Source organism: Segetibacter sp. 3557_3 (assembly GCF_004354985.1).
Classification (GTDB): domain Bacteria; phylum Bacteroidota; class Bacteroidia; order Chitinophagales; family Chitinophagaceae; genus Segetibacter.
The window spans coordinates 68871-83559 of record NZ_SMSK01000023.1 but is presented as its reverse complement, the minus strand read 5'-3'; the positions used below and the strand labels follow the sequence as shown (position 1 = coordinate 83559).

Sequence of the window (14689 nt, the reverse complement as noted above, 5' to 3'; positions counted from 1 at the left end):
GGTTGGTTATCCACACAAAATTGTGGATTGTTAAAAGAAAAAAGTAGCAAAAAAGAAAATAGTAATAATAGTATTAATATGTCTGACGACATATCAATACAAATCTAAAGGACACAACGATGTCCAATAAAGATCATTCAGCTGGCGCCAAAAAATTCCTAAGTTAAACAACACAGATTTCTTAGTCCCTATATACGGCGATCTCTGTCAGCGCAAACTCTGGTCGTGCGGTTCTCATAAATCCACATTCGCAATCAACCAATCTCTGATGCGCAATTCGGCAAAATCTGTTTATCCCTCTGCGTAACCTCTGCCTCTCCCGTTCTCCGCGGTTTTCTCGAATACGCAATCCGCTAATCAGGAATTCGTAATCGGCTTTACCTGAATAATTCAGGATGCATTTCATCCCAACTGGTCGCATCCTGGTAGGCCTTTGCTGCCGAAAGGATTGCTGCATCGCCATACAATTTGCCCAGCAGGGTGATACTGGTTGGCAGCTTGATGCGGTTGAAACCCGTAGGAAAACAAACAGCAGGGTGGCCCGTTAAATTGGTAATTGCAGACTGGTTGCCGCCCCATGTCGGACAAATTATCACATCATAATCTTTGAACAACTGGTGAACCGCTTTCATCAACAGGTAACGGTGCCGGTTTGCGTTCAGGTATTCTACGGCAGGTATCAATCTTGATATGCGAAACGAATTTGGCCAGTCAGAACGGGTTTGGCGGGTCATCATATCGTCCACTTCTGTTCGGGTAAACTCATCGAAGAGTGCGGCGCTTTCGCCGCCAATAACTATTCCCATAATGTCCATATTATACACTGCACTATCGGGAAAAACAACGGGCTGAAGGTTAGCCCCGAGTTTACGATAAACTTCCAGCACCTTCAGGTCGGGTGAACTTGTATCCGTGATCTTGTCGAAATAGTTTTTGGCATACCCGATCTTCAACTTCTTCCAGTCTGCCTTACCACTGTAGTTAAAAGGCCGGTTAACGGCACTGGCGTCGAGGCTATCGGTGCCATGAATATAATTAAACACGATTGCGGCATCTTCGGCATTGCGACAAATGGGACCGATCTTATCGAGGCTCCAGCTAAGCGCCATTGCACCTGACCGGCTAATGCTACCAAATGTGGGACGTAACCCTGTAGCGCCGCAGGCGGTGGAAGGTGAAATGATTGAACCCCAGGTTTCTGTGCCAATAGCAAAGGGCACCAGCCCCGCTACCGTTGCAGCGGCAGAACCCGCCGAAGAACCACTGGAACCACGGGTTAGATCCCATGGAGTTTTGGTGCGGCCACCATACCAGTAGTCCCCCATAGCAAGCGCCCCAAGCGTAAACTTGGCCACGAGAACAGCCCCGGCCTTTTTAAGCTGGCTGTAAACAAATGCATCTTCATCAAGCACCTGATTTTTATAAGGCTCGGCACCCCAGGTTGTTTTGGTACCCTTTACCGAAAACAGGTCTTTTAATCCATAAGGAATGCCGTGGAGCGGGCCCCTGTATTTTCCGGCTGCAATCTCTTTGTCGGCCTGGCGTGCCTGTTCCATTGCAATATCCTGGGTGTACGATATTACACATTCCAGGGTGTCGGCGTACTTATGCAAACGGTCAAGAAAGAACCGGGTTAGCTCAACAGAACTTATTTTTTTGCTTTTGATGAGTGAAGCGAGTTGCAGTACAGAATAAAAAGCAAGCCCGTTTTTGTTTGCAGGAACAGAAACATTTGCCGGTATGGCCCAGGCTACCGGAAGTTGACGGCTCCCGAACTTCATACCAGGTAATAACGGGCTATGCGCAAGGGTGATGGGAGTGCTATTATTAAGCGGGTATTTGCGGAGATTGTTGTAATCGTTACGATTGGTTCGAACATCCCGGAGCATCGAGTCGGCTTCTGACTCTTTGAAGGTAAGCCCTACAACCCTGCCTGCCGTAATGATGTCTGCACGGGAGATGGTATCCTGCGAAACAGCAAAAAGACAGCAGGAGAAAAAAAATGTTGATAATAAAACTGCTTTCATCATAGAAAAAGAATTTTTGAGCGTAGCGCAGAAGATAGGATTGTTTTATGAATTCACGACCCGCAAGCCCGTGATCTTTTGAAGGGTTTCGTTGATGTTGCTTCGTTTGGCATCACTCATAAACAGTGTGGGGATACTCAGCATTTTGGTTGGTGTGCTATTGTTTTTGAGTGCGAGCTGGTAGAATAATCCGCCACCTTTTCCCACCCGTTTGCGACACCGGATTTCTTTTATATCGGTAATAAGATGTTCAAAGGTTCGCTTGCCAAAGCAGTACTTCCTGGTAATTCCAATGGAAGTTGGCGAAATGTCTACTTCGGCAACATAGCTCCTGCTGAGCAGTAGTGCTACCGGAATAATCGTAATTGATATTACCCCGATGATAACTGCAGGTGGAATTTCCGGCTCATCACGTGAGGCAACGGCCAGTAGGATCAATTGCAAAAGGAAAAACAATGGCACTACCCGGAAAATGATAAAGTATACGCGTTGTCTCCACGTCGGTTCAACGAGGTGCAGCCTGGATGCGCTATCTTCCGACACGATATAGGGTTGAAAAGATTGCATCTGCTAAGTTAAGCCGGTCATAAGATTTTTGTTCAGAACCGCAAATTAGCAGAGGCTGACCGTTTATTGATGAAACATCTAGTCTACCCTGATGAAGATGGATGGCCGCGGCAAGCGCTGTAATTGGAGCCTGAAGATCCGGATGTTCGATCGTAGACTGGCCGTGCTCTAGCCTTAAACAAGTTTAACCCAAACATAGTCATCCATCAGTACCTGGTTTTTTACCACCGATTTCTTGCGGATGCTTTCCAGCGTAAAGCCATTTTTTTCGAGTACCCGCATTGATGCTCGGTTATGCTCAAACACTTCGGCATAAATGCGAATAACCTGGAAGTGCACGGAAATGTATTCAAGCAGCAATTGCACGGCTTTGGTAGCAACACCTTTACCCCAATATGCTTCGCCGATAAAGTAGCCGATCTCGATGCTCTTCCGGTATACATCTTCCTTTACAAGCACGCCTACGCTTCCTGCCACGTGACCTTTGTAAGTGATGGCTAGATTTTGCGCAGGCGAATATTTTAAGGCAAAGGCAATCCATTCAACAGCATTGGTGATGCTGTATGGATACGGAAACCTGTCGCGGACATTTAGCCATATTTTTTTGTTGTTGGCCACGACCGCAAGTGCCGCTGCATCTTCTTTGCGCCATTTGCGAATGGTTACCTCGTCAGACATCGTTTGGATTAGCGGATTGCGGATTACGAATTTGCGGATTGCAGATTCAAAGGCGAAAATAGTGATGGATGCGGAGGATAGGTATTTTGAATTTAGTCAATATGCAATTGTTTTTCTAAGCAATTTTTTTCAGAACCGGCTGCGTATCGTTATTAAACATCGGTCTGCCCGGCTGAGGCGGTCGGACCGAGAATATTTGACGGATTTCGCTCCCGTCGGGATTATTCTATGCGCAGCTTTGTACTGCATAGGAACACCACGCAGATCAGTACATACCGCTGCTTACTTAAACGATAATCGGTAAGCCAATGTCGTTTAGTTAAGGAATTTTTTGGAACCATCGCCTGGATTGCTATCGAACATTGTTGCCCGCCAGCTGCGCAGTCGGACCGGCGCTGTGTCCCCATTTATTGGTGAGTCGCACGCTTGTACTGCATAGCTTTATTGAGCTGGTTAAGTGACAAGCAACTTAATTAAACGACATCGATTGGTAATCCAACAAACAGCCCAACTTTTTAGATCGTCATCTCATTTCGCAGCGTCTGTTACGAAAAACAAATTACCTGTACCTATTAGCTTTAGTCATATTGTTAGATGGGCTAAGGAGATGTAAACGACCAGGAACGGATGCATAAACATCCCCGGTTTGCTTGGTTGCTTGAAAAGGGTACCTGGCAAAAGCCAAGGCCTGCTGATCTGCTGCCATGGAAATATTGGCCGGGTAGCCGGGTTTTTGGTAAACGTATGGAGAAACGTGTGTTTTTAGAATGGCCTCATTTACATCAGTCACTTTAATCATCAGGGATTGGTGATCAACCCCATCAAGACCGTCACTTGCTTTGATGTTAACCTCGTATACATTGTCGCGGTTATTGTCGGCCGGGTTCTCAAAGTCCGGAGCAGCAATAAAGGTGAGTACGCCGGTAGCTGGGTCAATATTGAACTTCGATGCGTCGGCGCCTCCTGCTTTAGCATACGTAATGATTGCATCGTCATCAGGGTCCGTAGCCAAAACGGTGGTTACCAATACACCATTTTCAGGGACCAACAAAGTTGCAGTTGCGCTCCCACCTGACGATACAATAACAGGTGGATGATTTATTGCCTGGCCGGGTGCATCGGTGACGATAATGGTGAGTGCCTGTTCAGCATTTTTCGGCCCGTCACTTACCCGTACCAACACGCGGTATACATTATTGCCATTACCCTGGTGATTTCCGGCGTTCGGTGCCTTTATAAACTCCAACACGCCCGTAAACGGATCAAACTTAAACTTGTCAGCGTTATCCCCGCCAGCTTTCGTGAAGGTAAGCATCGTACCAGCGTCCTCATCTGTAGCGGTTACTGTTGTTACTGTAGTTAAGTTCCCCGACATCCTGATGACGGCTGAGCCGCCGCCGCCATTAGAGGTTATCACCGGTGCATTATCATTTACATTCATGATAGCCACTGTTATCAATTGCTCATCAGTAAAGGATCCGTCGGTTGCCCGGACCGTTACTTCGTAATTGTTATCCTTCTCGACGTCAGCAGGCTTTTCGTAATCCGGCGCGGTTTTAAACACGAGCAATCCCGTATTAACATTTAACGTAAACTTTGATGCGTCTCCCGCATTTTTCAGGCTGTAAACAATTTTACTTCCGGCATCCGGGTCAACTGCGATTGCTGTAGTGACAGCCGTAGTATTTTCGTTTACCTTAACAAGGGCGGTATTACCCCCAAGGTCAGAGGTGATAACGGGGGGCTCGTTGATGTTTGACACGCCTACCGATATTTTTTGATCATCCCATAAGCCCAATTGGTCGGTTGCGCGTACAACAACCTCGTAAACGTTGTTGCCGCCAACATCGGAAGGCTGATCGAAGTCGGGAGCTATGGTAAACTTGAGCAACCCTGTTGTACCGTCAATAGTAAATTTATCCTGGTCATCCCCTGCAGATTTGCTGTAGGTAATTTTTGAACCCGCGTCAACATCAGTTGCTGTAACCGTAGTGAGTGCAACCGTGTTTTCGGCGATTGACAGGCTAGCATTAGCGCCTCCACCATTGGAACCAATTACCGGATTTTCGTTGATATTGGTGATGGTAATGGTGATCGCCTGATCGTCGATTGCACCAGTTTCATCACTGGCCCGTACCACTACATTATAAATGTTGTCGGCCCCAATGTCTGCAGGCTTCTCAAAATCAGGCGGAAGAATAAATGTTAATACGCCACTGGATGGGTCAAGGTTAAACTTCGCTGCATCTGCGCCCCCTGCTTTGCGATAGGTAACTACCGCATTTGCATCCTCATCAACTGCCATAACTGTGGTAACCGCAGTTGTATTTTCAGCAACCAATATCGTTGCAGAAGCACTACCACCGTTCGACTTAATAACCGGGGGTTCCTTACTGTCTGTTATTGTTACGGTGATGGCTTGCTCATCCGTGCCTCCTTTTCCGTCGCTGGCGATCACAACAAGGTTATACACGTTGTCGAGGCCAGCATCTTCCGGTTTTTCAAAGTTGGGTACAGTGGCGAAAGCCAGCACACCTGTGGAGGCATTTAATGTAAATCTTCCCGCATCTGTGCCGGACCTGGTGTAAGAAATAACTGCACCTGCATCGGGATCGGTTGCCACGATGGTCGTTACAGCCAGAATGTTTTCGGCTAATGAGATGTTCAACGTTGCGCTACCTCCACCCGAGGTAATTACAGGTGGCCGGTTTGCAGGAGCCTCAAATACATCAAGAACGGTAATGGTGAAAAGCTGTTGATCCATATTCAATCCGTCGTTTGCAACAACCGTAACCTCGTAAACGTTATTTGCGCCTGCATCAAGCGGGCTTTCAAAGTCAGGTGCAGTTTTGAACGCCAGTTCCCCCGTTTGGGGATCAATCGTAAATCTAGAAGCATCAGGACCCGACAAGCTATAAACGACCTTTGCGCCCGCATCAGCGTCGCTGGCTTTTACCGTTGTAACCGTCGTACTGTTTTCGGGTAAAGAAACTGCTGCCGTCGATCCACCGCCATTGGAGATGATTACGGGAGGATTGTCGTTTAAATCATTCAGGTTGACGATTACGTTTGCCGAAATGCTTTTGGATGGTGCTCCGTTATCGGTTACCTGCACGGTTAGTGTAAATACAGGATTGGTTTCGAAATCGAGCAATGCGGAAGCAGCAACCCTTAATTCATTTCCGGAAACAACAAAGGCACTGCCGGTGTTGCCAGCTGTAATCGTGTAAATGAGGGTTTGGTCCGGGTCATCGTCTGAAGCTGCGATGGCACCTACCAACACATCATTCGCTGTGTTTTCATTGATAGCAAATGTTTGCTTGTTAAGAATAGGTTCTTTGTTGACGGCTTTTACTACGGTTATGGTATATGTTGAGGTTTTTAAGCCTGGCCCATTGATTACTACGGTAATCTTGTTTTCACCAGGAGACAGCATTATTGGCCGCGAAGCAGTTCCACTGGTTTCGATGGTGTCGTTGATCAGAATGGTTGTTGGAACAGGGTAAGCTGCAGTAGCTGTAACCCTAATTGAAGCGATGCTATTTGCTACTGCAACCGAATAGGTGGTTGTTGCGGAAGCAAAGTTTGGGGAAAGTGTACCAGTGCTCACGGTTAGGTTCGACAGCAAAGTATTCGCCTGTGGATCTACACCCGACGATCGTTGAAGGTCAATACCTTTTACACCAAAATGGGTCCATACCCGGTATAATCGCACATCGGTGACTCCTGCCGGCAATGGAGCAAGCACCTCTGAGTGAACGTTCCGTCCGGGTTCCAACATTGAACTAATAAATTTCACGTCTACCTGGCCGATATTGGCCATTTCTTTGCTCCCGGTTCCGGCGTCCGCATTTACAACAGATCTGGAATTGTAACTCCGGATATCTCCTGCAGGTGAGGTAGTATTTTCTATATAAGTCTGACCATATGATACGGTGCCCAGGCCAAGGAACTTTGTTTGCGCACCATTGCCGTTGATTGAAATTCTATCTTCAATATGGGCATTCAGGAAGGTTGCTTTACCGGCAAAATTCGAAATATCAATAACCGGTGCCCTTCCCCGGAGTGAAGCAATACGGGAGTTTTCTATGGCAAATGTGCCCGAACCCGTGAGGTGTAGATAGGGGGTGTGAATATTTGACTCATACCATACATCCCTTAGTAACAAATTGCCTCCGTTGGTTATCTTTTGGCTTGGATTGTTGTCGAACTCCAATCCACCCTGTAAGATTGTTCTGCCTTTCAGAGGGGTGCCAGCCGCAGCAAACGGTCCCCCAACAACGTCAATCGACTTGCCGGTACTTCTTGAAAAGCGGGAATTTATCGCTAAAACCAACGTATTATCCAATCCATCTACCAACAGGTTTGTCTGGTTAACATTTGCCTCCGTTTCGTGCATAAATACGCGCGAGCCTTCCTGGTCGATATCGCTCATGCGAATGTTGGTTGCCAAGTTGTTTCCATTCACCGTAAAATCACGGAGGGTTGCTTTCGAAACTCCGACTATGTCAATCACCGGCCCGGCAGTAGTTCCTACCCATTGCAATTCTGTACGGTAGGTGTCGCCGTGACCATCACCGACCAGCTGGATATCGGACCCCTTTGGAATATTAAGGGTTGTATTGATATAGTAAGTGCCATGTGGAAAGTGAACCACCGGACGGTTTCCGCTAAACGTGTTCGCCTGGTTGATAATTGCCTGGATGGCTGCTGCATCGGAGCCTGGTGGCACTTCAAACACCTGCCTGTTGAGGTTGGGTTGGGTGCCCGGTAGTACTTGCTCCTTCAGTCCGCCAAGTAGCTCACGGCTTGCAACAGACTTTTCTTCAATAATCATCCGTGATGCGGATTGAACAGGATTACTTACCGTAAAAGTATTGCCGGTGCAGAAGAGGTCATTTTCGGTTTCGTGTTGGTTTACCCATACGATGGGCGCGGCAGCATTAACCCTTGAGCGGACTACATTGTCAATCAGTGCAACCGGGCCATGATTGCCCAGATAGATGGTAGCATCCCTGCGGGAGTCGAGGATGGTGTTTGATTGAAGGGTTATCAGTGCGGGGTTCCTGGTAAAGTTTGCCGCAAAGAACCCTTCTGAACCAATGGAAGTATTATCCCTAACCGAAAACCTCCCCGTGTTGGTCATTACAATATCGTAATAGGCAGAGTTTTTAAACACGCAATTGTACACGTCAAAGTTACCCGCACCATAGAAGTTAGTTACCCCGATGTTGCAATCCTGGAATGAGCAGTGCCATATCCAGGCATCAAGCGCATTGAAGTTGCCCAGCGAAACGCCCGCAATTTTGTTGCGAATAAACTTACAGCGCATAATTGCCGTTTCGGCAAAACCATGACCTAAGAACCCACCCCTGATACCATGACTAACATCGGTAAACACATTATCGGCATATTCATTTCCCGTATCAAAATAACCGTTTGATCCATCGTAAGATTGGTCGATAGCATTAAGCGCGGTATCACGGCCCGCACCATCCCAGGTAATACGGTTAAATCGCGAGTACGACGTTCCGCTTACCGATAACATGGTTCCTCCGGCCGGACCGGCCCACTTTATTTTTGTTGTTGCTGGATCTGCTCCGATCAGGCTAACGCTTGTTTTAAAGTCCATCCGTAGCGTGGCGGTGATACGGTATGTTCCGGGCGGAAGATAAACAACGCTCGCTGTGCTGGTTGAATTACCAACTGCATCGAAAGCGGCTTGCAGTACCGCAGTTTCATCAGCAACCCCATCTCCAACAGCGCCAAATTGTGTCTTTACATTTATCCAACTTGGAAAGGGACCAACAAATTCGTCGTCGATGGCAGGATGACCCTGACTGTATACACCGGAACTAAAACAATGAAAAGAAGCTAATAGAAAAATTAATATCCATTTGCGCTTACGTGATAACAGGTGCTTGTGCTTTCCAGCATAGGCAGAAAGATTCATAATTGGGGTTTAAGGGTACGGGTAAATCGTAGGATGTAGGTAACATTTCCGTGTTACGCAGGGCAAGTAATTCCAGGCTATTCAATAATGGGGAGCATAAAACTACTGTATATAAGCTTCCTCTATAATTAAAATTCGTTTAACGATTTGAATTATGAATCCCTGCGCTTTTTCAAGGAGCTAATTTTTGCGTGGAAAAAAATTACGACATTATCAATAAATAATTCTTAAATCCTATTCAATTTGTTTTTTTCAGTAATTTCTTTTTGAGCCGGGCTACGGAATTGCAATTGTAAATCGTTGCCCGCCCGGCTGCGCCAGTCGCACAGGCGCCCTGCCTTCGTTCTGTTGGTGGGTCGCACTCCCGTCCAAACGGCTTCAGCCGGGCAAGCTTGTACGGTAAACCCTTATTGGACTAATCAAACCAGCCAGGCCTGACTATAACGACGTTGACTCCTAACTGTTGAAAATATTTGGTTGCTGCGAGGTACACCTTAAACTTGTATATGAACAAAGCGTTCGTTCAAAATCATTTGCCGGGTAATATCCAAATGTACAAGAGTGCGACGCAAGGATGTCTCATAGTTATCTTGTAGCCGGGTCCATAAAAATCTTTCTAACCAGGCGTAAATTCAATCCAGAATTAATTCCTTTTATTAAGACTAAATACGGTTACCGGCCGGAAGATTTATTGCAGATCGCTATACCTGCAGCCTTGTGCGCTTTTACTGTCTCAGATTACGGGTACACCTATTGCACAATGGCTTAAGCCCGCCTTGAACACTCACCTCAACCTTCAAATTTGTAGCTGCAAGAATTGTTTAACTTGATTTACTGCAGCAAAATAATTTGTAATTAATGTTCCTAATTGACTCAGGTAAATCACCAATTAATTGAGAACAGTAAATGTTTGCGGGGAAAATTAAGATGCTTTTAAAACTATTGCTGCTGCACGTGGGAATTTGATGCTACCTGCACTTTTTGGGATCAGATTTGATATAATATGATTTGAAGTTCCTTGATTTTGGATCCATACAGCCTTCAAGATTAAGCAGTTCCACCTTCCTAAAATCAACAGGCTGGCCTTCGCTCTGCAAAGCGATAAAGCCTTCGCTAAGCAGCTTTCCGTCCTGCTTGATTTTAGGGTCATATCCCGAAACCACCCCACCCCCGATCTGAGGTTTAGCATATTGCAGTACAGTATCCCCGTTGATAATGTGGGTAATCAACGAGTCCCCCAATACGATAAGTTCGGCTCTTACCCACTCATTGTGTGCATATGTTTTTGAGCTGGACTCAATACAATGGCGCGGATCAATTTTTCCTTTGTAAACCACGTTTGTGCCCGGTGAGCACATATTACCGGTAGGTCGTGCTTTACCATCGCCCAAACTTGCGAGAAACTGGCATTCGACAGATATTGGCCAGTCCTGGTCAACAGGCATTGTTTTCGGGTCCTGTGAGTGGAACATTACCCCGCTATTCCTGTATGTGTATTCGGGAGCGTCCTTCTTCCACTCGCCGGTAATGCGGTACTCAACGACCAGGTGGTAGTACGAAAAAGGTTGTTTAAAATAAAGGTGACCAAACTGGTCGTTGAATTTGCCATACTGGTCGTAACGAACCTTAATAACTCCATTTTCTACACGGAAGGTTTTCGCGGGATCTTTGCCGACAGCATGGTGATTAATTTTGACGATCCAATCTTTTGTATCCCTGCCGTTAAAAAGAGAGATCCATTCTCGTTTCGTTGCCTTCGTTTGAGCGGATGCAAGATTTGCGACCACAAAAACGAGAAGGATGATTAGGAATGCGGAAGTCCTTAGTGCCGGGTTGTTCATTTTTGTTGTTTTGATATTGAGAGCTACTGCAAATGAGTTCCAAATTATGGCAATATTGAACAAGGCAAGGATGTTTGTTCCTGTTGACTTCGACTCTTCGAATTCGTCACCAAGCCCTGCAGAACTGAATAAAAATGTTAGGATTGAGTACTCCTGAAGTTTATATCCTTATTTATCATTAAATCACATTAAATAAAACTTTACAAAGGGTTCATTTTTAAGGGAATATGATTTACGACCCTATCATTGAGTCTCAAAAAAGCGTCCGCTACGATCTTTCATAAACGTCAATGAATCAGTCTCCTGTGTCCACGTTAGCGATCATTCTGTAGCATACAGTTGTTAGTAATTGTTTTCGCATACTCGTTTGGAGCCGCTTCATTTCGAGTTGCACAATACAGGGATGACTCTATCCTAAGGTAGAAAGCGATAGTATTGCAATAGCTTAAACCGCTAAAGCACCTGGTGCTTGCCATACACATGAGAAGAAGATTGTTATCGCTGATCATTCTATCAGCCGTTTTGAGCAATTCAAATGCCCAGGAAACGAATATTTATGATACTGTAGAAATAGCCCGGACGAAGGCTTTTCAAAAAGACTTTAGGGAAGCCGATCGTTTGTTGACCCTTTATACAGCATCAAACACCGAAATACATAGTCTCCGGTTACATGCCCAGGTCCTTTATTGGATGAAGGACTTCACTCGTTCTGCCCAGGTATTTGAAACTGCCCTGGCAGCCTTCCCAAAAACCAATATTCTTAAGCTTGATTTTGGACGTCTCCTTTTTGAAACCAACAACCTCCACAAAGCTCAGTTATTCCTACAGGATTACCTGTCAGCCGACAGCATGAATGCGGAAGCCAATATTTTGGTTTCCTATATTGACCTTTGGAAAGGCAGGTTGTCACAGGCAAAAGACCGGTCGCTTCGTATGTTGTCCTGGTATCCCGGGAATAAAGAGAGCATTGGTATTCTTCAGGAAATCAGCAACCAAACTACGCCCTACCTGAATACCCATTTTCAGTTGCTCAGCGATGATCAACCTATCAATGCATTTGCTACACATGTAGAATTTGCCCGCTACTCATCCAGGTTTTTCTACCCTTCGCTTAAGTTTACAATCAATCGTTTTGATGTTTCCGGGAATATTTCCGGGTCGTCGATTGTACAGGCAGGCAACCAGTTTACCCTCGGAAAATTTTCATTGTCCCTTGTAGGAGGCGTTTTTCAAACCAATAAAAGTGATCTGAAGTTCGCCGGCAAAGTAGCTGCTTCCCAAAAAATCTCCAACAAGTTTACAGCAGATGTATTGCTTGAGAAAAGGCCTTACCAGTATACGATCGCAAGTGTAAAAACAGCGGTAGTTCCGCTTGTTCAAAGCATAGCATTCCGGTACAATAAATCAGAACGATGGCTTGGTAAGGCCGAATATGAACGTCAGTCATTCGTGGATGACAACCATATCCAAACTGCTTACTTCTGGTTGCTTGCACCAATAGTGTCAAAGGAAATCATCAATATCAAAACGGGTTATGGTTTCAATTATGCCGACGCCCAAACGAGTAAATATGAGTCAAACGAACCGCTGAATGTTATTCGGGTGAAGTATCCTCTTTACAGCCAGTTGCCTGGAACGTATAATCCCTACTTTACTCCCATGAACCAGGTTTCTAATTCCTGGTTGATTCTTGTTAAGTCTAAAGTATCCGGTACAGTAACCTTGTCGTGCCGGGGCAGTTTTGGGTTTTCGGCCCGGGCGGATAATCCATACCTGTATTTAGATAAAAGCCCTTCCAATGCGCTGTTTGTAAATAAAACCTCATACAGCCTGAAATATACGCCTGTGGAGGTACTTTCCGATGTTAGCGTAAAGCTTTCTAACCGGCTCTCTACAACAGCAGTTTATACTTACCGGAGCCTACTGTTTTTTAAAAGACAGGAGGGTTTGTTACAACTTAAGTACCTTTTTGTTCATGATAAGAAAGCCTGACCGTAATCTTTGGTGTTACAGACGTGCACCAGGAGCTCACCGGTTCCAAAAAGTAATACTTGCAACCCTGATGGTGGCGGGCGGTATATCTGTTGCACATTTGTTTGACTGGTGGTTTCGCCAGGAACACGTTGTTTCACTTCCACTGTTCATCTTGTTGTCCATTATTTTCTGGTGGGGAGTTCTCCGGATGGTGATCCTTTGGATATCCTACCTGCTTATCAAGGTGCCTGTGACCCCTCCTGCACCCGAGGGTTTACAGGTTGCCATATTCACCACCAGTTCTCCGGGAGAGCCTTTAAGCATGTTTGAAAAAACGTTAGCAGCGTGTGCGAACATTACCTATCCACATACAACTTATCTGCTTGACGATACCTGTGATCCACGCTTTAAAGAAGTGGCCGAGCAATATGGCGCCGTATGGCTGAACCTTACCGGCTTACCCGGCGCAAAAGCCGGCAAGATCAATGCAGCGCTCCGGTTAACGACAGAAGATTTTGTATTGGTGCTCGATCCGGATCATATTCCTTTTCCAAACTTCCTCGATGAGGTGCTCGGGTACTTCGGGGATGAGAAAGTTGGTTACGTACAAGTAGCCCAGGCGTATTATAACCAGTTCCGGTCGTTTACCGCAGCAGCTGCTGCTGAACAAACCTATGGTTTTTACGGACCCACCCAAATGGGTATGCACGGGATTAACAGCGCAGTGGCCATTGGCGCTAACTGTACGTTTCGCAGAAAGGCCCTCGACTCGATCGGTGGACATGGCATAGGGCTCGCTGAGGACCTCGTAACCGCTATCCGTATTCATTCGGAAGGCTGGAAATCGGTATATGCGCCGATTATTGTCAGCAGGGGTTTGGTACCAGAGGATCTGGGTTCCTTTTGTAAGCAACAGCTTAAATGGTCACGCGGTGTACATGAGGTTTTATTTGCCGAGCTGCCGCGACTGTGGGGGAAGCTAACCTTCTGGCAAAAAGTATCTTATTCCAGTATAGGTACGTATTACTTCTCCGGGGTAACTACCTTATTATTTCTCTTGTTTCCATACCTCTTTATTTGGTTTGGCTGGCTACCTGCGAACATGAGTTTTATGCAGTTTGTCGTTAACTGGCTCCCTGTTGCTCTTACGGCAATGACCATCTATCTGTTTGTACAGCAGTGGCTCTGCCACCCGGCCCACGAACGTGGACTTCACTGGCGCGGTATGTTTTTAAAGTTTGCCTGCTGGCCGGTGTTCTTTGTCGGATTTTTGATTTCCTTCTGGAATGGAAAAATCCCTTATATCCCTACCGCCAAGCAGGCCGTAAAAGGCTTTACGCCATTTGCCCGGCCGCTCCTTATTCACCTGGCCATCTTCGTATCGACCCTGATATTCGTGGGTTTAAAACGTGTTTTTTATACCCACGAGGCAAGGCTGGAATTAACAAGTGGTGAAATCTGGGGAATGGTTGTTTTCGCATTCATTGCGTTTATAATGTCATTAGGTGGTTTGTACGCTGCACACCAATCCAGAACCCTTAAGGCAGAGGAGCCCTGGGCCGGTATAGATCTAAAGAAAATAACGACCACCGCTGGTAATATTCCCTCAACAAACATCTATCCCGGTATTTCCGGCATCGAATAACTAA

The 14689-nt window shown here is 46.1% G+C and carries 7 protein-coding genes; 2 read left to right on the top strand and 5 right to left on the bottom strand.

What is annotated here, in order from left to right:
* Nucleotides 1-377: 377 nt before the first annotated feature.
* The 5 genes from EXU57_RS22875 to EXU57_RS22855 all read right to left on the bottom strand — a co-directional run bounded on the left by EXU57_RS22875 (nucleotide 378) and on the right by EXU57_RS22855 (nucleotide 11066).
* Nucleotides 378-2030 (bottom strand): amidase, encoded by a 1653-nt coding sequence (locus tag EXU57_RS22875; protein WP_207955584.1) that lies wholly within the window; start codon nucleotides 2028-2030, stop codon nucleotides 378-380.
* 42 nt (nucleotides 2031-2072) lie between these two features.
* A complete protein-coding gene (locus tag EXU57_RS22870) occupies nucleotides 2073-2594 on the bottom strand; it encodes a hypothetical protein (protein ID WP_133270587.1) in 522 nt (173 codons plus the stop codon).
* Nucleotides 2595-2768: 174 nt separating this feature from the next.
* Entirely contained in the window at nucleotides 2769-3272 is a 504-nt protein-coding gene (locus EXU57_RS22865; RefSeq protein WP_133270586.1) for a GNAT family N-acetyltransferase, read from the bottom strand.
* 559 nt (nucleotides 3273-3831) lie between these two features.
* Complete coding sequence (locus EXU57_RS22860; protein WP_133270585.1) at nucleotides 3832-9225, bottom strand: cadherin domain-containing protein; 5394 nt, start codon at nucleotides 9223-9225, stop codon at nucleotides 3832-3834.
* A 968-nt stretch (nucleotides 9226-10193) separates the two neighbouring features.
* On the bottom strand, nucleotides 10194-11066 hold the full coding sequence (locus EXU57_RS22855; RefSeq protein WP_133270584.1) for a DUF1080 domain-containing protein: 873 nt from the start codon (nucleotides 11064-11066) through the stop codon (nucleotides 10194-10196).
* 480 nt (nucleotides 11067-11546) lie between these two features.
* Between EXU57_RS22855 and EXU57_RS22850 the strand changes: the two genes are divergently transcribed.
* The gene (locus tag EXU57_RS22850; RefSeq protein WP_133270583.1) at nucleotides 11547-13058 is read left to right on the top strand and encodes a tetratricopeptide repeat protein; all 1512 of its coding nucleotides are present in this window, start codon (nucleotides 11547-11549) and stop codon (nucleotides 13056-13058) included.
* A complete protein-coding gene (locus tag EXU57_RS22845) occupies nucleotides 13042-14685 on the top strand; it encodes a glycosyltransferase (protein WP_133270582.1) in 1644 nt (547 codons plus the stop codon). The genes EXU57_RS22850 and EXU57_RS22845 overlap by 17 nt, the downstream gene beginning before the upstream one ends.
* Nucleotides 14686-14689 lie beyond the last annotated feature (4 nt).